Source organism: Nocardioides epinepheli, assembly GCF_037936805.1.
In the GTDB taxonomy this organism is placed as follows: Bacteria; Actinomycetota; Actinomycetes; order Propionibacteriales; family Nocardioidaceae; genus Nocardioides.
In genome coordinates this window covers 1-25,746 of sequence record NZ_JBBMMC010000002.1, presented here as the reverse complement: position 1 = coordinate 25,746, position 25,746 = coordinate 1, and the positions used below count along the sequence as shown (strand labels likewise).

Below are 25,746 nucleotides of genomic sequence, written 5' to 3'. Positions count from 1 at the left end.
TCAGCAGAGGTTGCGGACGCCGTCGATCGCGTCGTCGAACTTCCCGCGGGCGCGGGAGACGGCCTGCATGTCGACGTCGGCACCCTCCGCCGCCGACCTCGCCTGGCCGAGCAGGTCGTCGACGGCGCCGCGGGCGTCGGCGATCTGCTTCTTGACGTCGCCGGACAGTCCCTTCTCCGCCGTCGCGAGAGCGTTGCGGATCCCCTTCAGCTCGCGCTGGGCGGAACGGGGATCGGCGCCGATCTCGTCGATCGCCTGCCCCGCCTGCCCGCTGGTCTCGTCGACCACGCTGGTGGCCAGGGAGCAGGCGGCATCGGTCGCAGTCTCCTTGGCGGCGTCCTTGGCCTGCGAGCAGGAGGAGAGACCGACGGCCGCGAGGAGGGCCACGACGGCGAGAGCTGCCTTGTGCATGGCGCCAAGCGTGCCAGGGCACTCCACCCCGGCCGACCTCCACCCGTCGAGCGAGCGAGCGCCCGTTGATCGATCGAACCCCGGCAACTCCGATGCACTACCCGGCGAGGTGTCCCCATCTCGGCGCGAGCTCGCGCCAGGTACCGACCGCGGCGACCTCGCCGGCGACGAGCACCACGACCCGGTCGGCCTGGGCGAGCGCGGCGCGCTTGGAGGTCGCCCCGATCACCGTGGTGCCGCGGCTGCGTAGCGCACCCCACAGCTCGACCTCGGTGGCGGCGTCCAGCGCGCTGGAGACGTCGTCGGCGAGGAGCACCTCGGTGTCGGCCGCCAGCGCGCGTGCCAGCGCGAGCCGCTGGACCTGTCCGCCCGAGAGCCGGACGCCGCGGTGACCCACGACCGCGTCGACCCCACCGGCGTCACCCACGTCGCGCCCCAGGCGGGCGTCGGCGACCGCGGTCTCGAGGTCGCGGTCGAGGTGCCCGAGGGCGATGTTGTCGGCGAAGGTGCCCGACAACACCCGCGGCACCTGGGCGACGTGAGCGATCTGACCGGGGCGCAGGAAGGCTTGAGCGTCGTCGACCTCCACGCCGTTCCAGCGGATCTCACCCTCGTGTTCGACCAGCCCGGCCAGCGCGGCCAGCAGACTCGACTTGCCCGAGCCCACCTGTCCCAGGAGCAGGACGAGCTCGCCGGACTCCACGTCGAGGTCGACGTCGACGACGCCGCGGGTGCCGTCGTCGTGCACGGCGGTGAGCCCGCGCAGCTCCAGCGAGCGCAGCGGCACCCGGGCGCCTTGCGTCGGCGCGGGCGCCTCACCACGCACCAGGTCGACCTCGGGCGGCAGCGTCATCAGGTCGACTCCGCCGGCCAGCCGCGCGGTCGCCTTCTGCCAGGCGCGGGTGCCAGGTGCCTCGGTGACCACAGCGCCGGCCACACGGCCGAACCAGTCGAAGCCGTTGACGGCGCCCGCGACGAGGATCGCGGTGGCGAGTCCCCAGCCGCCGAGGAAGTAGGTGGCCCAGGCCGCGACGACGCCGCACTGGACCATCACGATCGGGACGCCGTCGAGGATCGCCTGGACGCGGTGCTCGAACACGGCGGCCTCGACCCGACCGCTGTCGACCTGGCGCAGGTGGCGGTGGACCGCCGGGGTGGCCGCCGCCAGCTTGACGGTGCGCGCGGATTCCAGGGCCGACACCAGAGACCGCCCGAACCGGGCGCGCGCGGCGGAGGACTCCGCCGCCGAGCGGCCGGCGATCGGACGTCCCAATGCGGAGGCCAGCGCCGAGCCGACCATGACCGCGAGCAGCACGGCGCCGGCCAGCAGGCTGCCACCCGCGATCGCGGTGAAGACGACGATCGCGGCGCCGTTGATGAAGTCGACCCAGCGGTCGGCGTAGCGGGCGTAGCGGTCGGCGTCCATCGAGCGGGCCACGACCTCGCCGGCCGGGGTCCGCGTCAGACGGTGCTGCCGGGTCTGGCCGAACAGCACGGCCATCCGCACCCGGAGCATCACCTCGACCCACCAGCGCGGGTAGCGCCGGATCGCCGAGCCGAGCACCAGGGGTGCGGCCAGGAGCGATCCGGTGACGGCGACGGTGAGCGCGACCGTGGTGGCGTCCCAGCCGGCGCCTTGCTGCAGGCGCTCGACCAGCGTGCCCCACAGATAGCCGGTGACTGCGCCGAAGGCCCCGAACACGCTCGAGAGCAGGAACAGGAAGGCCGCCCACGCGCCCCACGAGGGCTTGATGGTCAGGGCCGAGAGCATGCCGCGCGCCAGGCTCGGGCCATCGCCCGGATCGGCGAGGACCGGCGCGGCCCCCGTACGGCGCAGGCCACCGACGGAACCGACCGCGAGCGAGCCGGTGCCGCCCGCGACAGACGGATCGGGCTCATCGGACTGATCGCAGTCATCGGGCTCATCGGTGGCCGTGTGCTCCTCGAGAAGCCCGTCGCCGCCTGCCTCGAGCAGGTCGCGGAAGCGTCCGGGCTCGGTGGCCAGGCGCACCCGCGGCCCCTGCTGCACGACCTGGCCGGCCTCGAGCACGGCGACGAGATCGGCGCGTGCCACGGTGGAGAGCCGGTGCGCGACGAGCAGACCGGTGCGGTGGCGCAGCAGGCGCTCGGAGGCACGCACGACCAGCGCCTCGGTGAGCGGATCCATCCGCGCGGTGGCCTCGTCGAGGACGACCACGGACACGTCGCGGACCAGCAGCCGGGCGAAGGCGACCAGCTGCTCCTCCCCCGCCGACAAGGTGGTGCCGCCGGGGCCGAGGTCGGTGTCGAGGCCGTCGGGGAGCCCCGCGACCCAGTCGGTGAGACCGAGCTCGGCGAGGGCGTCGATGACCCGCTGGCGGGGCAGGTCGGCGAACAAGGTGATGTTCTCGACCAGGGTGCCGACCAGGATCTCGGTGCGCTGGGTGACCACACCGACGGCGGCGCGCAGCTCCTGGAGGTCGAGGTCGAGGACGTCGACGCCACCGAGGAACACCGTGCCGGGTGCCGGATCGACCGCGCGGGAGAGCAGCGAGGCGAGGGTCGACTTGCCCGACCCGGTGCGCCCGACCAGGGCACAGGTCTGGCCGGCGGGCACGTACAGGTCGACGTCGCGCAGCGCGAAGGTGCCCTCGGCGTAGGAGAAGTGGAGATCGCGCAGCTCGAGGTCGAGCGGCGCGGGCGGGACGGCGAGGCCGCCGACCGGCTCGGGCTCGGTGGCGGCGAGCTGGCGCAGGCGGGTGAGCGCACCGAGGCCGGCCTGGATGTCGGGCAGGTGCCGCGCCATCATGTCGACCTGACCGACGAAGGTGCTGGTGACCAGGAACAAGGTGACCAGTCGCGCGACGCTGAGGCCGTCGCCGATCACCATGGCGATGCCGCCGAGCGCGATCCCGGCCAGCAGCGCGTGGAGGATCACTCCGGTACGGCGGGTCACTCGGACCTGCACGAGCAGCAGCTCGTCGAACCGCCGGTGCACGACGCCGGAGAGCCGCGCCAGGCGTCGGACGACGTGGGCCTGGCCCAGGCTGGTGCGCAGGTCGTCGCGCCCGGTGACGCCCTCCTCCATCGCGGCCGCGTGGTCGGTCCACGCCATCTCCTCCACGACCGTCCGCTCGCCGATCTCGGGCAGCTTGCCCTTGACGAGCCAGAACGCGAGCCCGGCGAACAGCGGGAACAGGATCCAGGCCGGCCACCAGGTGATGCCCGCGACGACCCACATCGGGACGGCGGCGAACACGGTGCGCAGCGCGTCCCAGATCTGGCGGCGCAGCAGGGCCCCGATCTCGTGGGTGTCGTCGTCGATCCGGTCGAGGATCTCCCCGACCGCCTGCTCGTTGAGGGCTTCGAGGGGCTGGTGCAGGGCGGCGTCGAGAAGATCGGCGCGCAGCTTGCCCTCCGCGCGGTCGACCACGGCCGACCACATCGTCCGGCCGATGGTGTTGAGCAGTGCCGCACCGACCACGCACAGCGCGAGCAGCCAGACCAGCAGGGTCGTGGGGCTCTCGGCGAGGCGACCGGCGACGACGGTGCCCAGCGTCTGGCCGACCGCGGCGACGGCCGAGAGCACCAGCGCCCACCACGTGACCGCGCTGCGCAGCCGACGCCGGTCGATCCGCCGAGTGGGATCGATGGCGTCGGAGGTGCCGGGGTGATCGGCCGCGCGGGTGGCGGGCTCGGTGGTGGTCGTCGTGCTCATCGCTGGAGAGACGCTACGCCTGACCGCCGACGGTCTCATCTCGATTAACGGCCGGGGTGAGCGAGGTCACCGGTCGCCGCCGCGTCACAGGTCGGCCGCGGTCGGCGTCGTATGCGCGAAGCCCCAGAAACGAGAACCGTAGGAGGCCACATGAGTGCGAACACCGACCACGTCGGGACCGCGCGGATCCCGGCAGCAGAGGTCACCGGCATCAAGGGCGCCTTGATCAGGCGCTTCGCCACGCGGATGCTGGGGCGGATGCCGGACGCGATCGGCGTCTACTGGCACCACCAGCCGGTCCTGATGGCGATCCAGGGGTTCAGCGCGAAGGTCCGCAAGTGGGACGCCTGCGACGAGCAGCTGAAGACCTTCGCCCACATGGTCGTGGCCGCGAAGGTCGGCTGCTCGTGGTGCCTGGACTACAACTACTTCGAGGCGCAGAACAAATCGCTCGACGTCGCCAAGGCGCGCGAGGTGCCCCGCTGGCGGGAGTCGAGCGTCTTCAGCAGCCTCGAACGGGACGTGCTCGAGTACGCCGAGGCGATGACCGAGTCCGAGCCCACCGTGACCGACGAGATGGTCGCCTCCCTGCGTTCCCGCCTCGGCGACCGAGCCCTGATCGAGCTCACCGCGGTGATCGCGTTCGCGAACCTCAGCGGGCGTGCCAACGTCGCACTCGGCATCGGGTCCGACGGCTTCGCCTCGGCCTGCGGCCTCGCGCCGCTCCCCGAGCCGTCCGGCGCTCGCCCCCGACTGCGCGGACTAGAGTCGTGAGCATGGCCGAGGACCCCTTCCTCACCCATCGCGGCCTGCTGTTCACCGTCGCCTACCAGATGCTCGGCGCCGCCGCCGAGGCCGAGGACGTCGTCCAGGAGACGTGGATCCGCTGGCACGGCGTCGACGACGCCGCCCGGGCCGAGATCCGCGATCCTCGCGCGTTCCTGGTCCGGATGACCTCGCGCAAGGCACTCGACCGGCTGCGCGCCGACTCCCGCCGCCGCGAGGACTACTTCGGCGAGTGGCTGCCCGAGCCGTTGCTGACCGCCCCCGACGTGGCCGACGACGTCGCGCTGGCCGAGAGCGTCTCGTTCGCGATGCTCACCGTGCTGGAGACCCTCACCCCGACCGAGCGCGCGGTCTTCGTGCTGCGCGAGGTCTTCGACCTGCCCTACGCCGAGATCGCGGGCGCCCTCGACAAGTCCCCGGCCGCCGTCCGCCAGATCGGACATCGGGCCCGCGAGCACGTCGCCGCCCGGCGGCCCCGGGTCGAGGTGAGCGCCACCGAGCAGCGCGAGGTCGTCGACCGCTTCCTCGCCGCGGTCGCCGGCGGCGACCTGACCGCTCTGCTCGACGTGCTCGCCCCCGACGTCGTGCTGGTCGCCGACGGCGGCGGCGTCGCGCACGCCATCTCCAAGCCGGTGCTGGGTGCGAAGAAGGTCGCGAACCTGCTCGGCGGGTTCGGCAGGTACGCCGGCCACGCCAGCATCCGCCCGGTCCACCTGAACGCCGCCCCGGCCGCTCTGGTCGTCGACCTCGACGACGGCCACGACACCGCCATCACCTTCGACATCGACGGCGGCCTGATCACCGGGATCTTCGTCGTCCGCAATCCCGACAAGCTCGGCGGCCTCGGCCGCGAGGCCACGCTGACCCGGGCACCGGTGGAGAGGCCGTCGTAGTCTGCGGCAATGACCCCGCCACCGTCAGCGCGCTTGGTGGGCATCTCCCTGGACTGCCCGGACCCACAACGACTGGCCGACTTCTACCGAGACCTGCTCGGCGGTCGCGAGCTGTGGGCGAAGGAGTCCAGCGTCGGCGTCGAGGTGCCGGGCATGGTGCTGGTCGCGCAACTGGTCGAGGACCACGTCGCCCCGCGCTGGCCCGGGTCGTCGATCGTGCACCTCGATCTGACCGCCGAGGACCTGGACGCGGCCCAGGGTCGGGCGCTCGCGCTCGGCGCGGCCCTGCCCGACCAGCCCGACCCCCGCTGGCGGGTACTGCTCGACCCGGCCGGCCATCCGTTCTGCCTGACGCCGTTCACGCCGGAGACGACACCACGCAAGCCCCCGGAGGTTGAGCAAGCCGACGAGTGAGGGACGAACTCGCCTGACAGTCGCGTGCCGACGAAACCTCACAGCCGTCCTCGCCAACGCTGGCAAGGACGGCTGTGCGGTATTGGCCGGGGCCGGAGCGGGTCAGAGCGCCGCGAGGGCCTCGTTCAAGGTGGCCGAGGGGCGCATCACCGCGTCGGCCTTCTCGGCGTCGGGGCGGTAGTAGCCGCCGATGTCGGCCGGGCTGCCCTGGACGCCGTTGAGCTCGGCGACGATCTTGTCCTCGTTGGCGGCCAGCGACTCCGCCAGCGGCGCGAAGACGGCGGCGAGGTCGGCGTCCTCGGTCTGCGCGGCCAGCTCCTGGGCCCAGTAGAGCGCCAGGTAGAAGTGCGAGCCGCGGTTGTCGATGCCGCCGACGCGACGGGTCGGGGACTTGTCGTTCTCCAAGAACGTGCCGGTGGCGCGGTCGAGGGTGTCGGCGAGCACCTGGGCGCCCTTGTTGCCCGCGAACTCGGCGAGGTGCTCGAAGGAGGCCGCGAGCGCGAAGAACTCGCCGAGGCTGTCCCAGCGCAGGTAGTTCTCCTTCACCAGCTGCTGGACGTGCTTGGGCGCCGAGCCGCCGGCGCCGGTCTCGAACAGGCCGCCGCCGTTCATCAGCGGGACGATCGAGAGCATCTTGGCCGACGTCCCGAGCTCGAGGATCGGGAAGAGGTCGGTGTTGTAGTCGCGCAGCACGTTGCCGGTGACCGAGATGGTGTCCTCGCCGCGGCGGATCCGCTCCAGCGAGTACGCCGTCGCCTCGGCCGGAGCCATGATCTCGATCGTGAGGCCCTTGGTGTCGTGCTCGGGCAGGTACTCCTTCACCTTCGCGATCAGGTTGGCGTCGTGGGCGCGGGTCTCGTCGAGCCAGAACACCGCGGGGGCACCGGTCGCGCGGGCGCGGGTGACGGCGAGCTTCACCCAGTCGCGGATCGGGGCGTCCTTGGTCTGGCAGGCACGCCAGATGTCGCCGGGCTGGACGTCGTGCTCGATCAGCACGTCGCCGTTGGAGGAGACGACGCGCACCGTGCCGGCGGCCGGGACCTCGAAGGTCTTGTCGTGCGAGCCGTACTCCTCGGCTGCCTTGGCCATCAGACCCACGTTCGGTACCGAGCCCATCGTGGCCGGGTCGAACGCGCCGTGAGCGCGGCAGTCGTCGATGACGGTCTGGTAGACGCCGGCGTAGGACGAGTCGGGGATGACGGCGAGGGTGTCGGCCTCCTCGCCGTCGGGTCCCCACATGTGACCCGAGGTGCGGATCATCGCCGGCATCGAGGCGTCGATGATGACGTCGCTGGGCACGTGCAGGTTGGTGATGCCCTTGTCGGAGTCGACCATCGCCAGCTCCGGACCGTCGGCGATCCCCTGCGCGACGGCGGCCTTGATGGCCTCGCCCTCGGGCAGCGACTCGACGGCGGCGAGCAGGGCGCCCAGGCCGTCGTTGGGGCTGATGCCGGCGGCGGCCAGCTGCTCGCCGTACTGCTCGAAGAGCGTGGGGAAGAACGCCTGCACCACGTGACCGAAGATGATCGGGTCGGAGACCTTCATCATGGTCGCCTTCAGGTGTGCGGAGAAGAGCACGTTGTCGGCCTTGGCGCGGGCGATCTGCTCGGTGAGGAAACGGCGCAGGGCGGCGACGTCCATGTAGGTGCCGTCGACGACCTCGCCGGCAAGCACCTTCACCTCCGGCTTGAGGACGGTGACGGTGCCGTCGGCGCCGACGTGCTCGATGCGCAGGGTGTCGTCGGCCTCGATGACCACCGACTTCTCATTGGAGCGGAAGTCGTGCTCGCCCATCGTGGCGACGTTGGTCTTGGAGTCCGAGGACCAGGCGCCCATCCGGTGCGGGTGCGCCTTGGCGTAGTTCTTCACCGACGCCGGCGCCCGGCGGTCGGAGTTGCCCTCGCGCAGGACCGGGTTGACCGCGGAGCCCTTGACCTTGTCGTAGGCCGCGCGGATCTCCTTCTCCTCCTCCGTCGAGGGGCTCTCGGGGTAGTCGGGCAGGTCGTAGCCCTGCTCCTGGAGCTCCTTGATCGCGGCCTTGAGCTGCGGCACGGACGCCGAGATGTTGGGCAGCTTGATGATGTTGGCCTCGGGCTTGGTGGCCAGCTCGCCCAGCTCGGCGAGGTGGTCGGGGATCCGCTGCTCCTCGGTGAGCCGGTCGGGGAACTGGCTGATGATCCGGCCCGCGAGCGAGATGTCACGCGTCTCGACGTCGACACCCGCCTTGGCGGCGTAGGCCGCGATGATCGGCAGGAACGAGTACGTCGCCAGCAGCGGCGCCTCGTCGGTGTGGGTGTAGATGATCTTCGACTGGTCGGTCATGGGTGGTCATCAGCTCCTGCGGCGACGAATCGGTTTCTTGACGTCAAGATACCTGACGGCGGCCACCGCGGCCAGACGGGCACCCGGGTCCCACAGGGCGCGGGCCCAGCGGTCTAGAGTTCTTGGCATTCACGTTTCAGCCCCCAGCACGAAGGACAGGTCCGTCCCATGGACACAACACCCGCTCCTCCCACCACCCTTCAGAAGGTCCTCGCAGAAGCCATCGGCACGTTCGTGCTGGTGTTCATCGGCTGTGGCTCGGTCGTGCTCTCCGTCGGCAAGGCAGGGTCGCTCGCCAGCGAGGACGCCTTCACCTCGGTGGACCTGAGCGATCTCGCCTCGATCGCGACCATCGGCCTGTCGTTCGGCCTCGCCGTCACGGTCATGGTCTACGCGGTGGGTCGCATCTCGGGAGGCCACTTCAACCCTGCCGTCACCGTCGGCGCGGTGATCGGTGGCCGCATGGCCTGGAAGGAAGCCCCCATCTACATCGGCGCCCAGCTCGTCGGCGCGATCGTCGCCGGCGCCGGACTCCTCATCGTCGCGATGGGCTTCGACGGCTTCGACGCGTTCGATTCCACGCTGGGCACCAACGGCTGGGGCGATGACGGCACGGGCTACGCCGTGTGGGCCGCGCTCATCCTCGAGATGCTGCTGACCGCGATCTTCGTCTTCGTGATCCTCGGAGTCACCGACGAGCGCAACGAGCACCCGGCACTGGCTCCGCTCGCCATCGGTCTGACCCTCGCGATCATCCACTTCGTCGCGATCCCGGCCACCGGAACCTCCGTCAACCCGGCCCGCTCGATCGGACCCGCGCTCTTCTCGGGCTCCGACCCGCTCATCCAGGTCTGGGTCTTCATCATCGCCCCGATCGTGGGCGCGTTGATCGCCGGCATCGTCTACCCCGCCATCTTCGGCCACGCCACCGAGCCCGTCCCCGGCTCCGGCTTCAACTTCGGTGGCGGCGCTCCCGCCGCTCCCGGCTACGGCGCGCCGGACCAGTTCCAGCAGCAGTGGAACCAGCCGGGTGCGACCCCCGCATTCGGTGGCCACGACGCCGGCCACGACCACGGCCATGGTGGACCTGGTGGGCAGGGCGGCTACGCCCAGCCGGGTCAGCAGACCGGCCAGCACGCCGGCCAGGCCGAGCAGCCGATCATCCAGGACGGCTGGCAGTGGGACCCGCAGGCCCAGCAGTGGATCCCCGCCCAGCAGCAGCCGCCCGCGCAGACCAGCTGGCCGAGCCCGGGCGAGCAGACCCAGGTCCGTCCCCCCGACGGCTCCTGACCACTCGCTGACGACCAGCGGCGCGGCCGCTCCGGATCCCTACGGACCCCGGAGCGGCCGCGCCGCTGATTTCGGCGTGTGCGTCCGACCGCAAAGGCCCGTTCGGATGCGCGGACGTCGCGCTGCTAGCGTCGGGAGCACCCGATTCGTCACATTCACAACTTTGCGTCAGGAGTCGTCGTGAGCTCTGCTCCGCTCAAGATCGCGGTCACCGGTGCCGCCGGCCAGATCGGCTACAGCCTTCTCTTCCGTCTCGCGAGCGGTGCGCTCACCGACCGCCCGGTCGAGCTGCGGCTCCTGGAGATCACCCCCGCGCTCAAGGCGCTCGAGGGCGTCGTGATGGAGCTCGACGACTGCGCCTTCCCCGGCCTGGCCGGCGTCGAGATCGGCGACGACGCCGAGAAGATGTTCGACGGCGTCAACCTCGCCCTCCTGGTCGGCGCGCGCCCGCGCGGCCCGGGCATGGAGCGCGGCGACCTGCTCTCGGCCAATGGCGCGATCTTCACCGCGCAGGGCAAGGCGCTGAACAAGGTCGCCGCGGACGACGTCCGCATCGGCGTCACCGGCAACCCGGCGAACACCAACGCGCTGATCGCGCTCAAGAACGCCCCCGACATCCCGGCCGAGCGCTTCTCCGCGCTCACCCGCCTCGACCACAACCGGGCGATCTCGCAGCTGGCCGCGAAGACCGGTGCCCCGGTCACCGACATCACCAAGATGACGATCTGGGGCAACCACTCCGCCACCCAGTACCCCGACCTGTTCCACGCCGAGGTGGCCGGCAAGAACGCCGCCGAGACCGTGAACGACCAGGAGTGGCTGGAGAACACCTTCATCCCCACCGTCGCCAAGCGCGGGGCGGCGATCATCGAGGCGCGCGGCTCGTCCTCGGCGGCCTCTGCCGCCTCGGCCACGATCGACGCCGCCCACGACTGGCTCTTCGGCTCGGCCCCGAACGACTGGGTGTCGATGGCGGTCGTCTCCGACGGCTCCTACGGCGTCCCCGAGGGCCTGGTGTCCTCCTTCCCCGTCACCACCAAGGACGGCGACTGGGAGATCGTTCAGGGCCTGGAGATCGACGACTTCTCTCGCGGCAAGATCGACGCCTCCACCGCCGAGCTCGCCGACGAGCGTGCCGCGGTCACCGAGCTCGGCCTGATCTGACCCCTCGCTTCGCCCCGGCACCGACCCGGGTTTACGGTGACCCGTCCGCTATAGCTGACGGGTCACCGTCGTTTTCACGCTGACCCGTCAGCTATAGCGGACGGGTCAGCGCAGAACGCACGCACACGAGGAGACGCACGCCGGTGGGACTGATGAGCGGGCTGGTCCCACCTACGAAGCTCGAGCGCAACCTCGCGCTCCAGTGCGTCCTGTCGGCATTCGCGACCGGCTCGTTCCTCACCGGCACCGCGGTGTTCTTCACCCAGATCGTCGGGCTCAGCGGCGCCCAGGTCGGGCTCGGCATGTCGGTGGCCGCCGGGGTCAGCCTGGCGCTCTCGATCCCGCTGGGCCGGCTCACCGACGTCGTGGGCGCCAAGCCGCTGTGGGTGATCTCCTCCCTGCTGGAGGCCGTGCTCTACCTGCTGTGGCCGGCGATCGGCTCGTTCGCGCTGTTCGTCACGATGCTCGCCGTGCTGGCCTCGGTGGAGACCGCCGGCCGCTCGGCCCGCGAGGTCTACCGGATCGCGATCTTCCCCCGGGAGACCCGGGTGCGCTCGATGGCCTACATGCGAGCCGCCCGCAACGTGGGATACACCCTCGGCGCCGGCGCGGGCGGCGTCGCACTCGGGATCGGCACGCGCGAGGCGATCATCGCCGTCCCGCTGCTCACCGGCGCCCTGCTGATCCTCAACGCGGTGATGATCGCCTTCCTGCCCGGCATCTCCCGTCCGCCGCGGGCCGCCGACAGCCCGCTGGAGCACCTGGGTCCCGCGGCCCTGCGTAACCCGGGCTTCGTCATCCTCTCGGTCTGCAACGGCGTCTTGAGCTCCAACCAGGTGCTGCTCAACGTCGTCGTGCCGCTGTGGCTGGTGGAGCGGACCGACGCGCCCCAGGAGCTGCTCGCCTGGCTGTTCGGCACCAACACGGTGCTCGCCGTACTGCTCCAGGTCCGGGCCTCCCGAGGCGCCGACACGGTCACCGGAGCGCTGCGGGCGGTGCGTTGGTCGGGGTGGGCCTTCGTGCTGTCCTGCCTGGTGTTGAGCGTGACGCACGAGACCACCGGCTGGATCTCGATCGTGCTGATCTGGGTCGGCCACATCACGATCACCGGCGCCGAGCTGTGGCAGTCGGCGTCTAGCTGGGGGTTCGCCGCGGAGCTGTCCGACCACCGCCGCCTCGGCGACTACCAGGGCGTGTGGGGAATGGGCTACCAGGTCGAGTCGATCGTCTTCCCTGCCCTCTACACCTTCCTCGCCCTCCAGTGGGGCGCGCCCGGATGGGCCGTGATCGCCGGGATCGGCGTGGCCGCCGCCGTCGCCTCTCACCCGGCGGCGCGCGCCGCGGAGCGCTACCTGCACAAGGTCGGGGCGCCGGTGGGTGCGTGACGCCCTCCCTCCATCCCTAGACTGACGCCGTGACTGCCAAGCGACTCGACGGCTCCGCCACCCTCAAGATCATCAAGGCCGAGCTGGCCGAGCGGATCGCCCTGTTGCGCGAGCGTGGCGTCGTGCCCGGACTCGGCACGGTGCTCGTCGGCGACGACCCCGGCTCACACTGGTACGTCGGCGCCAAGCACAAGGACTGCGCCGAGATCGGCATCGAGTCACTGCGCCGCGACCTCCCCGCGACCGCCACCCAGGAGGAGGTCGAGGCCGTCATCGACGAGCTCAACGCCGACCCCGCCTGCACCGGCTTCCTGGTCCAGCAGCCCACCGGGCTCGATGAGTTCCGGCTCCTCTCGCGCGTCGACCCCGACAAGGACGTCGACGGCCTGCACCCGGTCAACCTCGGCAAGCTCGTGCTCGGCGAGGCCGGCTCCCTGCCGTGCACGCCGATCGGCTGCCTCGAGCTCCTGCGCCGCCACGGCATCGAGCTGAACGGCGCCGAGGTGGTCGTCGTCGGTCGCGGACTCACCGTCGGGCGGCCGCTCGGCCTGCTGCTGACCCGTCGCTCCGAGAACGCCACGGCCACCCTGTGCCACACCGGCACCCGCGACCTCGCCGCGCACACCCGCAACGCCGACGTCGTCATCGCGGCTGCCGGAGTGCCCGACCTGATCACCGGCGACATGGTCAAGCCGGGCGCCGCCGTCCTCGACGTCGGCGTCTCGCGCGTCGACGGCAAGATCGCCGGCGACGTCGCCGCGGACGTGTGGGACGTCGCGGGCTGGGTCTCCCCCAACCCGGGGGGCGTGGGCCCGATGACCCGAGCGATGCTGCTGAGCAACATCGTCGAGCGAGCCGAGAGCCTGGCGGCGGCCTCCGACGCGTGATGACCGACCCCGACCCGGCCGACACCGCGCCCGATCCCGGCGCGGGCGACGGTCCCCCTCTCGACGACGGCGGCGACGAGCCGCGACGCTATCCCTCGACGGTCGGCGGCGCCTTCTACCTGGCGATCCTGGTCACGGCCGCCACGGCGATCGGGATCGTCGTCAACGGCGACTGGCGCGTCGGCATCCGGGTGCTCGCGGCCGGCCTGGCCGTGGCGGGGCTGCTCCGGCTGGTCCTCCCCCGCCGCGACGCCGGCATGCTCGCCGTCCGGCATCGCGTGCTCGACGTCGTCCTGCTCTTCGGGGTCGCGATCGCGCTGTACTGGTTGGCCGGCTCCATCCCCGACCAACCCGGCTGATCCCGCACGGGCACGCCCTCTCTCCACAGCACTCTGTGGAGATCCGACGCTGACCCGTCAGCTATGGCTGACGGGTCAGCGTGGAGGCGGGTCAGTGCGCGAAGTGGCGGGTGCCGGTGAAGTACATCGTGACGCCGGCGGCCTCGGCAGCCTTGACGGTGAGCTCGTCGCGCACCGATCCGCCGGGCTGGACGATGGCGGTGACGCCGGCGTCGATGAGGATCTGCGGGCCGTCCTCGAAGGGGAAGAAGGCGTCGGACGCCGCCACGGAGCCGGCCGCCCGCTCGCCGGCGCGGGAGACCGCGAGCCGGCAGGAGTCGACCCGGTTGACCTGGCCCATCCCGATGCCGACCGAGGCGCCCTCCTTGGCGAGCAGGATGGCGTTCGACTTCACGTTGCGGCAGGCCCGCCAGGCGAAGGCGAGGTCCGCCAGGGTCTCGGGCGAGGCGGCCGTGCCGGTGGCGAGGGTCCAGGTGGAGGGGTCGTCTCCGGGAGCGTCGACGTGGTCGACCCGCTGCATCAGGACGCCGCCGCTGATCGCCCGGAACTCGACCGGGTCGGGGTGCTCGTCGAGCGGGCATACCAGGATCCGGATGTTCTTCTTGCCCTGCAGGATCTCCACCGCGCCCTCCTCGTAGGCCGGCGCGACGATCACCTCGGTGAAGATCTCGGCCACCTGCTCGGCCATCGCCACCGACACCGGGCGGTTGACCGCGATCACGCCGCCGAAGGCGGAGGTCGGGTCGCACTCGTGGGCGCGGCGGTGGACGTCGGCGATGTCGTCGCCCTCGGCGCCGACCGCGATGCCGCACGGGTTGGCGTGCTTGATGATCGCGACCGCCGGCTCGGCGAAGTCGTTGGCCGCGCGGCGGGCGGCGTCGGTGTCGACGTAGTTGTTGTACGACATCTCCTTGCCGTGCAGCTGCTCGGCGCCGGCGAGGCCGCCGCGCCAGTGCCGGTAGAGCGCGGCGGGCTGGTGCGGGTTCTCGCCGTAGCGCAGCACCGCGGCGCGGTCCCAGGTCGCGCCGGTGAACTCGGGGAATCCGGTGCCGTCGCTGGTGTCGGTGAGCACGCTGCCCATCCAGGAGGCCACCGCGACGTCGTAGGACGCCGTGTGCGCGAACGCCTCCGCGGCCAGTCGGCGCCGCTGCTCGAGCGTGAATCCGCCGGCGGCGACCGCGGCGAGCACCTCGTCGTAGGCCTCCGGCGAGACCACGACGCCGACCGAGGGATGGTTCTTGGCGGCCGCCCGGACCATCGAGGGCCCGCCGATGTCGATCTGCTCGACGCACTCATCGGGCGTCGCGCCGGACAGCACCGTGTCGCGGAACGGGTAGAGGTTCACGACGACGAGGTCGAACGGCTCGACCTCGAGCTCGGCGAGCTGCTCGACGTGGGAGTCGACCCGCCGGTCGGCGAGGATGCCGGCGTGCACGCGGGGGTGCAGCGTCTTGACCCGCCCGTCCAGGCACTCGGGGAAGCCGGTGAGCTCCTCGACCCGGGTCACCGGGAGACCGAGCGACTCGATGCGGGCCGCGGATCCACCGGTCGAGACGAGCTCGACCCCGGCGTCGTGGAGACCGCGGACGAGGTCGTCGAGGCCGGTCTTGTCATAGACCGAGACGAGTGCGCGGCGGATCGGGATCTGGTCGGCCATCTGGTGCTCCTGGGGTCGAGGACAACGTCGCTCCGGGGCCACCCAGGCGGTCGATGGCCGTCGACGGTTCACTCCCCGGTGGTGGCCCACCTGCGCCAGTCGTGTGGCCTCAGCCTACTGCGGATCGGCGGTGCGGCCGAACCGCACCCGGCGTCCGTCGACGATGAAGCCCTCGCGTGCCATCCGCCCGACGGCGTCGACGAGCATCACCCGTTCGGCGCCCTTGATCCGCTCGTGGAGCGTGGCCTCGGTGTCGTCGTCGGACACCGCGACCGCGGTCTGCGCCACGATCGCGCCGGTGTCGACACCGGCGTCAACGACGAACAGCGTGCACCCGGTGACCTTGACGCCGTAGGCCAGCGCGTCGGCGGGCCCGTGCATCCCCGGGAAGGACGGCGAGAGCGCCGGGTGGGTGTTGACGGTGCGGCCACCGTGGGCGGCCAGGAAGGCCTCGCCCACCAGCTTCATGAACCCGGCGAGCACCACGAGGTCGGGCCGGTGGCCCTCCACCACGCGGGCGAGCTCCTCGTCCCACGCGGCCCGCGAGTCGAAGTCGGACACCCGCTGCACGAACGTCGGCACCCCGGCCCGCCCGGCACGGGCCAGTCCCTCGATGCCGTCACGGTCGGCGCCGACGGCGACCACCTCGGCGCCGTAGCCGGACTCGCCGCACGCGTCGAGCAGGGCCTGGAGATTGGTGCCGCTGCCGGAGACGAGGACGACCAGGCGGGCGGGCGATGCGGACACGGCAGCGAGACTATCGGCCACTCGACCGGCGTCAGTCGGCGTCCTCGGCGTCGCCGTCGAGCACGATCTCGATCGGCATCGAGCGGCGCTGCCACCAGGTCATCGCCACGGCGCCCACCAGCCCACCGAGCCCGAACGAGGTGAGCGCGTGGATCAGGGTGTCGAAGGCGTAGGGCGCGACGTCGGCCATCCGCCCGGGTCCGACCGCTCCGCCGGCCAGGGTCGCCGCGATGCCGAAGAGCACCCCGGCCGCGACTCCGCCGGCGACCCCGCGCACGGCCGCCTCGACGTAGTAGGCGGTGGGCCAGGTCCACTGCGACCAGGCGACGACGGCGCAGGCGACCAGCGGCGGCACCACCACCAGCCAGCCGGTCCACCCTCCGGAGCCCTCGTCGGGCAGCGCGGCCAGCATCGGGAACGCCGGCAGGGGGCCGAGCACGACCAGGCCGGGAGTCACCGCGGTTCCGGTGCCGACGGTGAAGCCGGGACCGAGAAGGTAGGAGCCGGTGAACACACCGGCGTTGGGCAGCAGCGCCAGGCCGAGGACCACGACGATCGCGACCGCTCCCCCACCGCCGCCGAGCTGTCCCATCACGTTCGCGGCGGTGCTCAGGTCGAGGACCAGAGCGAGGAGGAAGACGGCCAGGCACAGCGCCGACCACACCACGAGCAGTCGCCGGGCGACGTGAGCGGCGGCCCGTACCGTGGGCGGCAGGTCGGCGGTCCAGACGGCCGCCCGGCCGGAGCCCACGGCGATGCCGGGGACCCCGGCGAGCAGGCACAGCAGCAGCGACCAGAGCACGACCCGTTGGGCGCTCGGCGCCGTCGCGTCGGTCCCCGCGAGTGTGAGAGTGGCCACAGCGGTCAGGACGTAGCCGAGGGTGAGCAGCAGGCCGGCGGCCGGCACGACGAGGTCGCGCCGACCGTCCAGGACGCCGTCGGCGTCGGGGCCGTGGCCGGAGACCGACACCCCGATCCGCTGGCCGATCCGCCAGAGCACCCAGGCGCACACCGCCGTGACGCCCAGCGGCATCGCGGTGATCTGGACGCCGTCGACCCGCACGCCCGAGCCGTGGCCCATCAGCCAGCCGAGCGCACCGATCCGCAGGCCGTCGCGCGGGGCGCCGTGCGCTCCGCCGTCGGTGAGGAACCAGCCGGCAACCCCGAGCGCGAGACACACCAGCAGCGTCGAGCCGGCCGCGAGGACGCCACCCAGCCCGGCGACCAGCACGAGCGGGCGGCGGGTCGCGAGGTCGTCGCGCACCTCATCGGCGCTACGCCGGCGGGCACGGGACTCATGGGGTAGGAGTGAGGTCATGGCCGATCCATCGTGACCCGTCGAGCGGCTCAGGCGGCGGTCCCACGCCGGGCGAGCGCGAACCCCGGGTGAGCCGGGAGGACTTTGACGAGTCGGAGGTCCGACCCTGTCTCGTCTACCGTGGACCGGCGATGAAACAGCCAGACGAGTTCGACGCGTTCTACGTCGACGCCCGCGAACGACTGCTCGTGCAGACCTATGCGCTGACCGGCGATCTCGCCGCCTCCCGCAAGGCCGTGCGCGACGCCTTCGTCGTCGGCTGGCAGCGCTGGCGCAAGCTGTCGCGTCGAGAGCGCCCTGAGGACGTCGTCGGCCCGCACGCCTGGCGACTGGCCCAGCGTCGGCACTCGGCGAAGGTGTGGCACCGCGAGAAGGACATCCATCCCGAGGTCCGCGAGATCCTGGACGCGCTCGGCAAGCTCTCCACCGCCCAACGCAAGGCGGTCGTGCTGACCCAGCTCGCGGCGGTGTCGATGCCGCAGATGGCGCGCGAGGTGGGGTTGCCGCTCGAGCGTGCCGAACGCGAGCTCCAGTCGGGAGTGGCGGCGCTCTCGCTCGCCCTCGACGTCGAGGGCAGCGAGCTGCGCTCGGTCTTCGACGTGCTCGCCGCGTCGGTGCAGGGGCGCACCGACGAGGCCACCCGGTTCCCACGCTCCACGATCGTGCGCCGAGCAGGCAACGCCCGCGGACGGGCGCACACGCTGGCGGGGGTGCTGGCGACCGTCGGCGTACTCGTGGCCAGCGGCGCCGTCGTCACCGATGCCGCCGGCGTGCGGCCCACTCTCTTCGCCGATGACCCGAGCACGCCGGCGCCGGACCCCACGACGCCGCCCGTCGACCACACCGACGTGGAGACCGAGGTCGAGATGGTGCTCCCCGACACCGCATTGCTCAGCCCGGCGCAGCTGGCGGAGGTACTTCCGGGCAAGCGCACCTGGACCGCCGGGCGCACCACGGACAACAGCACAGGCAACGGCCTGGTCATGCCCTGCCAGACCACGCGGTACGCCGACCCTCACGGGACCGCCGCGCTGGTGCGTACCTTCAAGTCCAGCGACAAGGGACAGCCGGCCGCGACGCTGACCGAGTTCACCGAGGCCTCGGCCAAGCCGCGGGCGGCGCGACGCGCTTTCCGCGCCACGACCTCGTGGTTCGCCCGCTGCACCGAGCCACGGATGCAGCTGCTGGCCACGCGCACCCCCACGCGGGTCGGCGACGAGGTCCTCCAGGTGGTGCTGCGTTCGGCGAGCGACCCGGTCACGACCTACGTCGTCGGGATCTCGCGCACCGGCCTGCTCACCACCACGACCATGCTGGCGGTCGCCTCCGCAGATGCCACGGACGCTGGCGAGCCGGCGGCGTCCGCGGGGCTCCTGGCTCGCGCCGTGGGCGCGCTGTGCGCCCTGCCGGGTGGCGGCGCCTGCGCGCCGCCCCGCCCCCGGGTGGAGGATCGCGCCCCGCTACCGGTCGGACGGCAGCCCGCGCTGATCTCCGAGCTCGACCTGCCACCGGTCGACGGCGTCGACGAGGCCTGGGTCGGCACGCGCCCGAAGAAGGCCACCACGAACGCCGCCGCGACCAGCTGCGACCAGACGTCTTTCACCGGCAAGGTCAGCGGCGCTCCCTTCACACGCAACACCACGCGGACCTTCCTGATCCCCACCGCGAACCTCCCCCGGGAGTTCGGCGTCACCGAGACGGTGGGCGCGCTGCCCCGGCCGCAGGCCATCGCGCTGGTGGATCGAGTGCGCGATCAGCTGGCGAGCTGCGAGACGCGCAAGCTCAACACCACCATCGAGCGTCTCACCGACCAGACCGACGCCCGGGCCGCCCTGACGGCGTGGCGGATCAACGTGAAGGTTCCCGGCACGTCGTGGACCTTCCACATGGCGATCCTGCGCTCGGACCACGCGGTCGGTCAGCTGACCCTGGTCGAGGCCAAGGGGGCCGCCGTCTCCGACGAAGACTTCATCGCCCTCGCCCGGCGCGCCCAGGAGCGACTGGGAGAGATGCCCCCGCCCGGGGGGCGCTGAGCCAACTTCTAGGCCGTGGGCCGCGTCCTACCTGTCCAGACCGAACGACAGGAGCGGCCATGGCCAGCATCAGCACCACCTCGACCACCCGCGTCCGGATCGCCCTGGCGGCGGCGAGCGCAGCGCTGCTGACCCTCGGGCTCGCCGGATGCGGCGATGACAGCGGCGATTCGGCGGCCGGCGACAGCGACTCCAGCACGACCCGGTCGACCAGCCCGGGCGGCCCCGGCGGTACGGACGACCCGACCAGCGAGCCGACGACACAGGCGCCGTCGACGCCGCCGAGCACGGGTGCTAGCGAGATCCCGCCCGACTTCCCGCTGACCTCGGGGCTGCCCGCCACCAATGGCGACGACGGCACGCCGGTCGAGGTGACCGACCGTCCCGGAGTCATGGCGTTCACGATGTGCGGCACGGAGACGTGGAGCCCGCGCGACACCGTCGACCTCGCCGGGGCGAAGTACACCGGCGAGGCCGAGGACTTCCGCTCCCGCACGCTGGCGCTCTACCCCGACCAGGCTGCCGCCCGCGCCGCCTTCAAGAAGCTGCGCGCGACTGTCGCCGCGTGCCCCGACGAGACCGTCCGTGACACCGACCAGCTCTACGACGTCGTGACGGAGGGTCCCGGGCGGGTCACCTACTCCCACCAGTACCGCTACGACGGGCGGGTGTCGCCCGGGCTCGAGGTCCTCGAGGTGGTGCAGGTCGGGCCGGCGCTGTACCTCGCGTCCTACTACAACGAGGGCGGGGGCCCCTACGGCGACATCGAGAAGACCGTCCGCCGGGCCGAGCACGACTCGGCTGAGGTCGTCACCGCGATGGCCGACCTCTGAATCCAGGCGGGAACCGCGACGACCCGGTCGGGTCCTACTGCCCACACACCAGGGAACACCGGAGGAAGGACAGGACCATGGGGGGCAGCAGCTCGGTCACGCGGAGCCCAGGCGCCAGGATCACGATGGGGCTCGCGGCCGTGGGTGTCACCGTCATCGGGATAATGGCCGCGCAGAGCGGCGGTGATCCGACCGACAACGCGAACGGCTACGGCTACCCGCCGATCTCCCTCCCCCGTGAAGACACCACAGCCCCCACCTGGGCCGGGGAGATCGCATCCGAGTTCCCGCTGGCGGCCGGCCTGCCCGCCACGAACGGCGACGGCAGCCCGGTCGAGGTCACCGTCAGCTCCGGGGTGGACGACATCGACCGATGCGGGCTCAACGCCTGGAGCACGCGCGACACTGTCGACGTCGCCGGCGTGACCTTCAACGATGGGTCCGGCGAACGTCGCGCACGCACGCTGGCCCTCTACGCCGACGACGGCGCGGCCAAGGTTGCCTTGAGCGCGCTGCGGCTGGCCGTGGTCGGCTGCCCGGTCACCACCGTCGGAAGCACCGACCATGTCTACGACATGGTGAGCAAGGCTCCGCGCCGGGTGATCTTCACCCACCGGTACAGCAGCGGCGGGGAGCTCTCCGACGACCTCGAGGTCCTCGTGGTCGTGCGGGAGGGTCGTGCGCTGTACCTCGCGACCTCCTACAGCAGAGGCGATGGCTCCGCGCCTGACATCAAGGCACAGGTACGGGCGGCCGAGCACGACTCCGCCAAGGTCGTCGCCGCGCTGGCCGACCTCTGACCTCCCCCACGCCTAGGGCATGTCCTAGAACGCGAACGGCCCCGGGCAGTGCCCGGGGCCGTTCTGGGTCGTGGTGCGCGGGTCAGCTCTCGGCGAGGATCTCGCGCATCAGCGCGGCGGTCTCCGACGGCGTCTTGCCGACCTTCACGCCGACGGCCTCGAGGGCCTCCTTCTTGGCCGCGGCGGTGCCCGAGGACCCGGACACGATGGCGCCGGCGTGACCCATGGTCTTGCCCTCGGGTGCGGTGAACCCGGCGACGTAGCCGACGACCGGCTTGGTCACGTTGTCCTTGATGTAGGCGGCGGCCCGCTCCTCGGCGTCGCCGCCGATCTCGCCGATCATCACGATCGCCTTGGTGTCGGGGTCGGCCTCGAACGCGGCGAGCGCGTCGATGTGGGTGGTGCCCACGATCGGGTCGCCGCCGATGCCGATGGCGGTGGAGAAGCCGAAGTCCTTGAGCTCGTACATCATCTGGTAGGTCAAGGTGCCCGACTTCGAGACCAGGCCGATCGGGCCGGAGCCCGCGATGGTGTGCGGGGTGATCCCGGCAAGCGACTCTCCCGGCGTGATGATGCCGGGGCAGTTGGGGCCGATCATCCGGGTGTCCTTGCCGTCGAGGTAGGACCACACCTCGGCGGTGTCCTGCACCGGCACGCCCTCGGTGATGACCACGAGCAGGCCGATGCCGGCGTCGATGGCCTCGATGCAGGCGTCCTTGGTGAAGGCGGGCGGCACGAAGACCACCGACACGTCGGCGCCGGTCTTCTCCATCGCCTCCGCCACGTTCGCGAAGACCGGCAGCTCCTTGCCGCCGAGCTCGACGGTGGTGCCGGCCTTGCGGGCGTTGACGCCGCCGACGATGTTGGCGCCGGCCTCGACCATGAGGGTGGTGTGCTTGGAGCCCATCCCACCGGTCATGCCCTGGACGATGATCTTGCTGTCCTTGTTCAGGTAAATAGACATTGTCTGGCCTCTTCCGGTCTCAGGCGCTCTGGGCGTGGGCGAGCTCGGCGGCCTTGTCGGCTGCGCCGTCCATGGTGTCGACCTGCGTCACCAGCGGGTGGTTCAGCTCATCGAGGATCGCGCGTCCCTTGTCGACGTTGTTCCCGTCGAGGCGGACGACGAGGGGCTTGGTCGCGGAGTCACCCAGGATCTCGAGCGCGCCCTTGATGCCGTTGGCGACCTCGTCGCAGGCGGTGATGCCGCCGAAGACGTTCACGAACACGCTCTTGACCTGGTCGTCGCCGAGGATGACGTCGAGCCCGTCGGCCATCACCTGGGCGTTCGCGCCGCCGCCGATGTCGAGGAAGTTGGCAGGCTTCACGCCGCCGTGCTTCTCGCCGGCGTAGGCGACGACGTCGAGGGTCGACATGACCAGGCCCGCGCCGTTGCCGATGATGCCGACCTCGCCGTCGAGCTTGACGTAGTTGAGGCCCTTCTCCTTGGCCTTCGCCTCGAGCGGGTCGGTCTCGTCCTTGATCTCGAACTGCGCGTGGTCGGGGTGACGCACCTCGGAGGCGTTGTCGTCGAGGGACACCTTGCCGTCGAGTGCCTCGAGCTTGTCGTCGGCGAGCCGCGCGAGCGGGTTCACCTCGACCAGGGTGGCGTCCTCCTCGACGAAGACCTTGTAGAGCGACTGGATCATCTCCACGGCCTGCTCGAAGACCGGCTCGGGGAACTTCGCCTCGGTGGCGATCTCACGGGCCTTGGCCTCGTCGACGCCGGCGCCGGGGTCGATCGCGATCTTCTTGACGGCGTCGGGGTTGGTCTTGGCGACCTCCTCGATCTCCACGCCGCCCTCGACCGAGGCGATGCACAGGTAGTTGCGGTTGGCGCGGTCGAGCAGGAAGGAGAAGTAGTACTCCTCCTCGGGCGGGGTCGCGGGGGTGACCAGCACCCGGTTCACGGTGAGGCCCTTGATCTCCATGCCGAGGATGTCGCTGGCGTACTGGAAGGCCTCCTCCGGCGTCTTGGCCAGCTTCACGCCGCCGGCCTTGCCGCGGCCTCCGACCTTCACCTGGGCCTTGACGACCGTGACGCCGCCGAACTCCTCGGCGGCGGCCTTCGCGGCCTCGGCGTCCTCGACGACGATCCCGAGGGTCGTCGCCACCCCATGCTTGGCGAAGAGCTCCTTCGCTTGAAACTCCATCAGGTCCACTGGTTCACCACGTTCTCGATAGGTCTCGATAGTTCTCGACGGTCTTCGATTGTTCTCGATACGGTCGTCACGCGGCGAAGCGGCCCAGGTTCTCGATCAGTCGCCGGTCGATGGTGCCCGAGGTGGAGCCTTCGGGCGCGGGCCGCGCACGTGGCGTGTCTCCTCAGCGCACCCTAGACGATCCGATCGGTTCGGCTTTGCGCGGGCGCGAGACCTGATACGGCGCTCGTCGAGGAGTGGTTCGCACCACAACTTCGCGGTTCTGCCGCGCGTGGCGGCGCGCTCGTCCACAATCATGTGGAGGGAATTCTCGACCTCGTCGAGGCATCGGTTAGAGTGCTCGACGTTTGTTCGACACTCGCTTGAACACCACTGATCAGCACGTCTCCCCTGCGTGCACGTGAGCCAGCACCGGACCAGCAACGGAGTCGCCTGACCAATGGGTAGCCACAGAGCCGAAGGCCGCGCGCCGTCTCGTCTCGAGGAGACCTCGTCGCAGGCGCACTACGTCGGCCGTCGGATCGCTCGACCCACGCAGGCGCCGGAGGCGCCCGCCCCCACGATTCGTGAGGCGCAGCCGCAGGTCGCCGAGACGGCCGAGACGATCGCCGAGGCTCCCACGACGGCAGCGGCCGCTGTGGTCGCCGAGCCCGCGTCGTCCTCAGGCGCGCCCCTGGCCGGCGCGAGTCGAGCGGGCGCCAGCGGCAAGCGCAAGGCCGTCAAGCACGCCGGCTCCCGCGGTCCCCTGTTCCGCGGTCTGCCCTCTCCGCCGATCCTGGTCGGTCTCACCGTCCTGGCCGTCGCCGTCGGCGGGGCCCTCACCGCGGGCAACCAGCCGACCGGACCGGCTCTGGCGCACACGGTCGTCAACGACGTCCGGCCGGCCACCGCACTCAGCGGCAACGGCGCCATGGGCGCCGTCGGCTCTCGTGACACCCTGAGCCGCTCGGCCGACCGGGGCGGGTCCGGATCCGACCAGGGAGATCTCCAGGCTGCCACCGAGGCCCAGGCCGCCCAGCGCGACAACGCGCTCGGCGCCCTCGCCCAGGAGGCACAGAGGGAGGCCGAGAAGATCGAGGAGAACCGCTGGTTCCTCCCGCTCAACCCCTCGATCACCACCGCCGAGTTCGGCGACTACGGACTGTGGGCCAGCTACCACACCGGCCTGGACTTCAACGGCGAGAACGGTGACCCGATCCACGCCATCGCCAACGGCGTCGTCACCTTCGCCGGCTCCGACGGCTCCTACGGCAACAAGACCGTCGTCACCCTCGAAGACGGCACCGAGATCTGGTACTGCCACCAGACCGACTTCCTCGTCTCGGTCGGCGACCAGGTCATCGGCAACCAGATCATCGGCACCGTCGGCTCCACCGGTAACGTCACCGGCTCCCACCTCCACGTCGAGGTCCGCCCCGGAGGCGGAGACCCGGTCGACCCGTACGCTGCCATGGTCGAGCACGGCGTCACGCCCTGACGAGCAGCTCCTTCGTCGATGCGGCCCATCCGGTCGGGTCGGAGCCTGACGGCACGCGCTGGGCCGTGTGCCACAGCAGCAACCCCGGCCACCACGCCCGCTCGGCCGGCGTCAACGGCTGCACCGCCTCGTAGCCGGCCAGGAACCTCTCGTGCACCCGGTTCGAGACCGGCGCCCAGTCGTGGAAGCGAGTGCCGAGCCGCACCGCGGAGCGGGCCAGCGCGTTGACCCGGTGCTCGGTGCGCGCCTCCTCGAAGTCGAGGACCGCGACCACCTCACTCCCCGCGCACAGCAGGTTGGCGGCGCGATAGTCGCCGTGGACGAGCTGGGCAGGCAGGTCGTCCGGACCTTCGGCGGCGAGCCGGCTCAGCATCTCGCTCACGGCGGCCGGCACGTGCGGGCCCGCCGACTCGGCCCAGCGCGTGATCGCCTCTCGTGGAGACTCTGCGAACCCGTCGCCACCCAGCGTGGCGGCGTCCGGGTAATCACCCAGGGCGCGATCCAAGCGCGCGAGCGTCGCTCCGGCCGCGTGCACGCTCGGCTCGTCCGCCGCATCGAGCAGGTCGCCGTCGAGGACCCGCTGGAGGCCCATCGCCCTCCCTGCCGTCTCCACCTGCAGCGCGCCCGACGTCGAGGGCACCGGCGCGGACACCGGGATCCCCCGGTCGTCCAGCCATCGAGTCAGCCGGGCGATCTGCCCGAGCCGTGCGAACAGCTCCGGCACCACCGACCACTTCAGGATCATCCGCCCCTCCGAGACCGTGGTGACCCACGCGAGCGCGCTGCCCGCGCTGATCACGATCCGCTCGCAGCGCGTCACCGAGATCCCCCAGTGCTCCCGCGTCGTCGTCCCGACCCACCGCGCCGCCGCGGCGGCGTCCGCGAACCCGAACCGCTCCTGGAGCACACGCCCCGGAGCCTCGCGCTCCCAGAGCATCTGGACCACCGGCTCCGACATGGCTCCACTCAATCAGAGGGCGTCCGGGCGGCGCGTGGGCCCGCAGGCCCCGCCGGGGGTTGAGCAAGCGAGCGCCGACGCCGGAGGTTGAGACGCTTCTATGGGTTGTCAAGCCATTGTGGTGGCGAGGTGTCGGTAGATCTCGCGGGCGATGTA

General features: G+C 71.5%; 21 protein-coding genes and 1 riboswitch. Of the genes, 12 read left to right on the top strand and 9 right to left on the bottom strand.

Annotated elements, in window-relative coordinates:
* A complete protein-coding gene (locus tag WMR31_RS03550) occupies positions 1-411 on the bottom strand; it encodes a hypothetical protein (RefSeq protein WP_340537395.1) in 411 nt (136 codons plus the stop codon).
* A 97-nt stretch (positions 412-508) separates the two neighbouring features.
* A complete protein-coding gene (locus WMR31_RS03545; RefSeq protein WP_340537394.1) occupies positions 509-4,108 on the bottom strand; it encodes an ATP-binding cassette domain-containing protein in 3,600 nt (1,199 codons plus the stop codon).
* 150 nt (positions 4,109-4,258) lie between these two features.
* Between WMR31_RS03545 and WMR31_RS03540 the strand changes: the two genes are divergently transcribed.
* From WMR31_RS03540 to WMR31_RS03530, 3 genes are read left to right on the top strand one after another with little or no spacing between them, the layout of a single operon-like run.
* On the top strand, positions 4,259-4,882 hold the full coding sequence (locus WMR31_RS03540) for a carboxymuconolactone decarboxylase family protein (protein ID WP_340537393.1): 624 nt from the start codon (positions 4,259-4,261) through the stop codon (positions 4,880-4,882).
* Positions 4,883-4,884: 2 nt separating this feature from the next.
* Complete coding sequence (locus WMR31_RS03535) at positions 4,885-5,787, top strand: RNA polymerase sigma-70 factor (RefSeq protein WP_340537392.1); 903 nt, start codon at positions 4,885-4,887, stop codon at positions 5,785-5,787.
* 9 nt (positions 5,788-5,796) lie between these two features.
* Entirely contained in the window at positions 5,797-6,201 is a 405-nt protein-coding gene (locus tag WMR31_RS03530) for a VOC family protein (protein ID WP_340537391.1), read from the top strand.
* Between the two features lie 102 nt (positions 6,202-6,303).
* Here WMR31_RS03530 and WMR31_RS03525 read toward each other — a convergent pair whose 3' ends face one another.
* Complete coding sequence (locus WMR31_RS03525; RefSeq protein WP_340537390.1) at positions 6,304-8,523, bottom strand: NADP-dependent isocitrate dehydrogenase; 2,220 nt, start codon at positions 8,521-8,523, stop codon at positions 6,304-6,306.
* Between the two features lie 168 nt (positions 8,524-8,691).
* On the opposite strand from WMR31_RS03525, the gene WMR31_RS03520 reads away from it, so the two are divergent.
* The 5 genes from WMR31_RS03520 to WMR31_RS03500 all read left to right on the top strand — a co-directional run bounded on the left by WMR31_RS03520 (position 8,692) and on the right by WMR31_RS03500 (position 13,608).
* Positions 8,692-9,813 carry an MIP/aquaporin family protein gene (locus tag WMR31_RS03520; RefSeq protein ID WP_340537389.1) on the top strand — a complete coding sequence of 374 codons (1,122 nt, stop codon included), beginning with the start codon at positions 8,692-8,694 and terminating at the stop codon, positions 9,811-9,813.
* Between the two features lie 180 nt (positions 9,814-9,993).
* The gene (locus WMR31_RS03515) at positions 9,994-10,977 is read left to right on the top strand and encodes a malate dehydrogenase (RefSeq protein WP_340537388.1); all 984 of its coding nucleotides are present in this window, start codon (positions 9,994-9,996) and stop codon (positions 10,975-10,977) included.
* Between the two features lie 152 nt (positions 10,978-11,129).
* Positions 11,130-12,362, top strand: a complete 1,233-nt coding sequence (locus tag WMR31_RS03510) for an MFS transporter (RefSeq protein WP_340537675.1) — start codon at positions 11,130-11,132, stop codon at positions 12,360-12,362.
* Between the two features lie 29 nt (positions 12,363-12,391).
* Positions 12,392-13,249 carry a bifunctional methylenetetrahydrofolate dehydrogenase/methenyltetrahydrofolate cyclohydrolase gene (locus tag WMR31_RS03505; RefSeq protein WP_340537387.1) on the top strand — a complete coding sequence of 286 codons (858 nt, stop codon included), beginning with the start codon at positions 12,392-12,394 and terminating at the stop codon, positions 13,247-13,249.
* A complete protein-coding gene (locus tag WMR31_RS03500; RefSeq protein WP_340537386.1) occupies positions 13,249-13,608 on the top strand; it encodes a DUF3017 domain-containing protein in 360 nt (119 codons plus the stop codon). Before WMR31_RS03505 ends, WMR31_RS03500 begins: the two co-directional genes overlap by 1 nt.
* Before the next feature lie 91 nt (positions 13,609-13,699).
* Here WMR31_RS03500 and purH read toward each other — a convergent pair whose 3' ends face one another.
* The 3 genes from purH to WMR31_RS03485 all read right to left on the bottom strand — a co-directional run bounded on the left by purH (position 13,700) and on the right by WMR31_RS03485 (position 17,330).
* Positions 13,700-15,265 (bottom strand): bifunctional phosphoribosylaminoimidazolecarboxamide formyltransferase/IMP cyclohydrolase, encoded by a 1,566-nt coding sequence (gene purH / locus WMR31_RS03495; protein ID WP_340537385.1) that lies wholly within the window; start codon positions 15,263-15,265, stop codon positions 13,700-13,702.
* A gap of 33 nt (positions 15,266-15,298) precedes the next feature.
* Positions 15,299-15,378: riboswitch (ZMP/ZTP riboswitch) on the bottom strand.
* Position 15,379: 1 nt separating this feature from the next.
* Complete coding sequence (gene purN, locus WMR31_RS03490; protein WP_340537384.1) at positions 15,380-16,012, bottom strand: phosphoribosylglycinamide formyltransferase; 633 nt, start codon at positions 16,010-16,012, stop codon at positions 15,380-15,382.
* Between the two features lie 31 nt (positions 16,013-16,043).
* On the bottom strand, positions 16,044-17,330 hold the full coding sequence (locus tag WMR31_RS03485) for a cell division protein PerM (RefSeq protein WP_340537383.1): 1,287 nt from the start codon (positions 17,328-17,330) through the stop codon (positions 16,044-16,046).
* Between the two features lie 131 nt (positions 17,331-17,461).
* On the opposite strand from WMR31_RS03485, the gene WMR31_RS03480 reads away from it, so the two are divergent.
* The 3 genes from WMR31_RS03480 to WMR31_RS03470 all read left to right on the top strand — a co-directional run bounded on the left by WMR31_RS03480 (position 17,462) and on the right by WMR31_RS03470 (position 20,996).
* Positions 17,462-19,363, top strand: a complete 1,902-nt coding sequence (locus WMR31_RS03480) for a hypothetical protein (RefSeq protein ID WP_340537382.1) — start codon at positions 17,462-17,464, stop codon at positions 19,361-19,363.
* 59 nt (positions 19,364-19,422) lie between these two features.
* Positions 19,423-20,196: a hypothetical protein gene (locus WMR31_RS03475; RefSeq protein WP_340537381.1), complete on the top strand. Its 774-nt coding sequence runs from the start codon at positions 19,423-19,425 to the stop codon at positions 20,194-20,196.
* 125 nt (positions 20,197-20,321) lie between these two features.
* On the top strand, positions 20,322-20,996 hold the full coding sequence (locus tag WMR31_RS03470; protein WP_340537380.1) for a hypothetical protein: 675 nt from the start codon (positions 20,322-20,324) through the stop codon (positions 20,994-20,996).
* Between the two features lie 82 nt (positions 20,997-21,078).
* Here the strand turns inward: WMR31_RS03470 and sucD are convergent, their stop codons facing one another.
* Positions 21,079-21,960 carry a succinate--CoA ligase subunit alpha gene (gene sucD / locus WMR31_RS03465; protein WP_340537379.1) on the bottom strand — a complete coding sequence of 294 codons (882 nt, stop codon included), beginning with the start codon at positions 21,958-21,960 and terminating at the stop codon, positions 21,079-21,081.
* Positions 21,961-21,979: 19 nt separating this feature from the next.
* The gene (gene sucC, locus WMR31_RS03460; protein WP_340537378.1) at positions 21,980-23,155 is read right to left on the bottom strand and encodes an ADP-forming succinate--CoA ligase subunit beta; all 1,176 of its coding nucleotides are present in this window, start codon (positions 23,153-23,155) and stop codon (positions 21,980-21,982) included.
* Positions 23,156-23,594: 439 nt separating this feature from the next.
* Here sucC and WMR31_RS03455 point away from each other — a divergent pair, with 439 nt between their 5' ends.
* On the top strand, positions 23,595-24,632 hold the full coding sequence (locus tag WMR31_RS03455; protein WP_340537377.1) for a M23 family metallopeptidase: 1,038 nt from the start codon (positions 23,595-23,597) through the stop codon (positions 24,630-24,632).
* On the opposite strand, the gene WMR31_RS03450 is transcribed toward WMR31_RS03455, so the two are convergent.
* A complete protein-coding gene (locus WMR31_RS03450; RefSeq protein ID WP_340537376.1) occupies positions 24,622-25,590 on the bottom strand; it encodes a phosphotransferase enzyme family protein in 969 nt (322 codons plus the stop codon). The two genes, WMR31_RS03455 and WMR31_RS03450, sit on opposite strands and share 11 nt — an antisense overlap.
* Positions 25,591-25,746 lie beyond the last annotated feature (156 nt).

What these genes read in the sequence shown, in the direction of transcription:
- WMR31_RS03550 (WP_340537395.1), bottom strand. Translation starts at nt 411, where the DNA reads ATGCACAAGGCAGCTCTCGCCGTCGTGGCCCTCCTCGCGGCCGTCGGT.
- WMR31_RS03545 (WP_340537394.1), bottom strand. Translation starts at nt 4,108, where the DNA reads ATGAGCACGACGACCACCACCGAGCCCGCCACCCGCGCGGCCGATCAC.
- WMR31_RS03540 (WP_340537393.1), top strand. Translation starts at nt 4,259, where the DNA reads ATGAGTGCGAACACCGACCACGTCGGGACCGCGCGGATCCCGGCAGCA.
- WMR31_RS03535 (WP_340537392.1), top strand. Translation starts at nt 4,885, where the DNA reads ATGGCCGAGGACCCCTTCCTCACCCATCGCGGCCTGCTGTTCACCGTC.
- WMR31_RS03530 (WP_340537391.1), top strand. Translation starts at nt 5,797, where the DNA reads ATGACCCCGCCACCGTCAGCGCGCTTGGTGGGCATCTCCCTGGACTGC.
- WMR31_RS03525 (WP_340537390.1), bottom strand. Translation starts at nt 8,523, where the DNA reads ATGACCGACCAGTCGAAGATCATCTACACCCACACCGACGAGGCGCCG.
- WMR31_RS03520 (WP_340537389.1), top strand. Translation starts at nt 8,692, where the DNA reads ATGGACACAACACCCGCTCCTCCCACCACCCTTCAGAAGGTCCTCGCA.
- WMR31_RS03510 (WP_340537675.1), top strand. Translation starts at nt 11,130, where the DNA reads ATGAGCGGGCTGGTCCCACCTACGAAGCTCGAGCGCAACCTCGCGCTC.
- WMR31_RS03500 (WP_340537386.1), top strand. Translation starts at nt 13,249, where the DNA reads ATGACCGACCCCGACCCGGCCGACACCGCGCCCGATCCCGGCGCGGGC.
- purH (WP_340537385.1), bottom strand. Translation starts at nt 15,265, where the DNA reads ATGGCCGACCAGATCCCGATCCGCCGCGCACTCGTCTCGGTCTATGAC.
- WMR31_RS03485 (WP_340537383.1), bottom strand. Translation starts at nt 17,330, where the DNA reads ATGACCTCACTCCTACCCCATGAGTCCCGTGCCCGCCGGCGTAGCGCC.
- WMR31_RS03480 (WP_340537382.1), top strand. Translation starts at nt 17,462, where the DNA reads ATGAAACAGCCAGACGAGTTCGACGCGTTCTACGTCGACGCCCGCGAA.
- WMR31_RS03475 (WP_340537381.1), top strand. Translation starts at nt 19,423, where the DNA reads ATGGCCAGCATCAGCACCACCTCGACCACCCGCGTCCGGATCGCCCTG.
- WMR31_RS03470 (WP_340537380.1), top strand. Translation starts at nt 20,322, where the DNA reads ATGGGGCTCGCGGCCGTGGGTGTCACCGTCATCGGGATAATGGCCGCG.
- sucD (WP_340537379.1), bottom strand. Translation starts at nt 21,960, where the DNA reads ATGTCTATTTACCTGAACAAGGACAGCAAGATCATCGTCCAGGGCATG.
- WMR31_RS03455 (WP_340537377.1), top strand. Translation starts at nt 23,595, where the DNA reads ATGGGTAGCCACAGAGCCGAAGGCCGCGCGCCGTCTCGTCTCGAGGAG.
- WMR31_RS03450 (WP_340537376.1), bottom strand. Translation starts at nt 25,590, where the DNA reads ATGTCGGAGCCGGTGGTCCAGATGCTCTGGGAGCGCGAGGCTCCGGGG.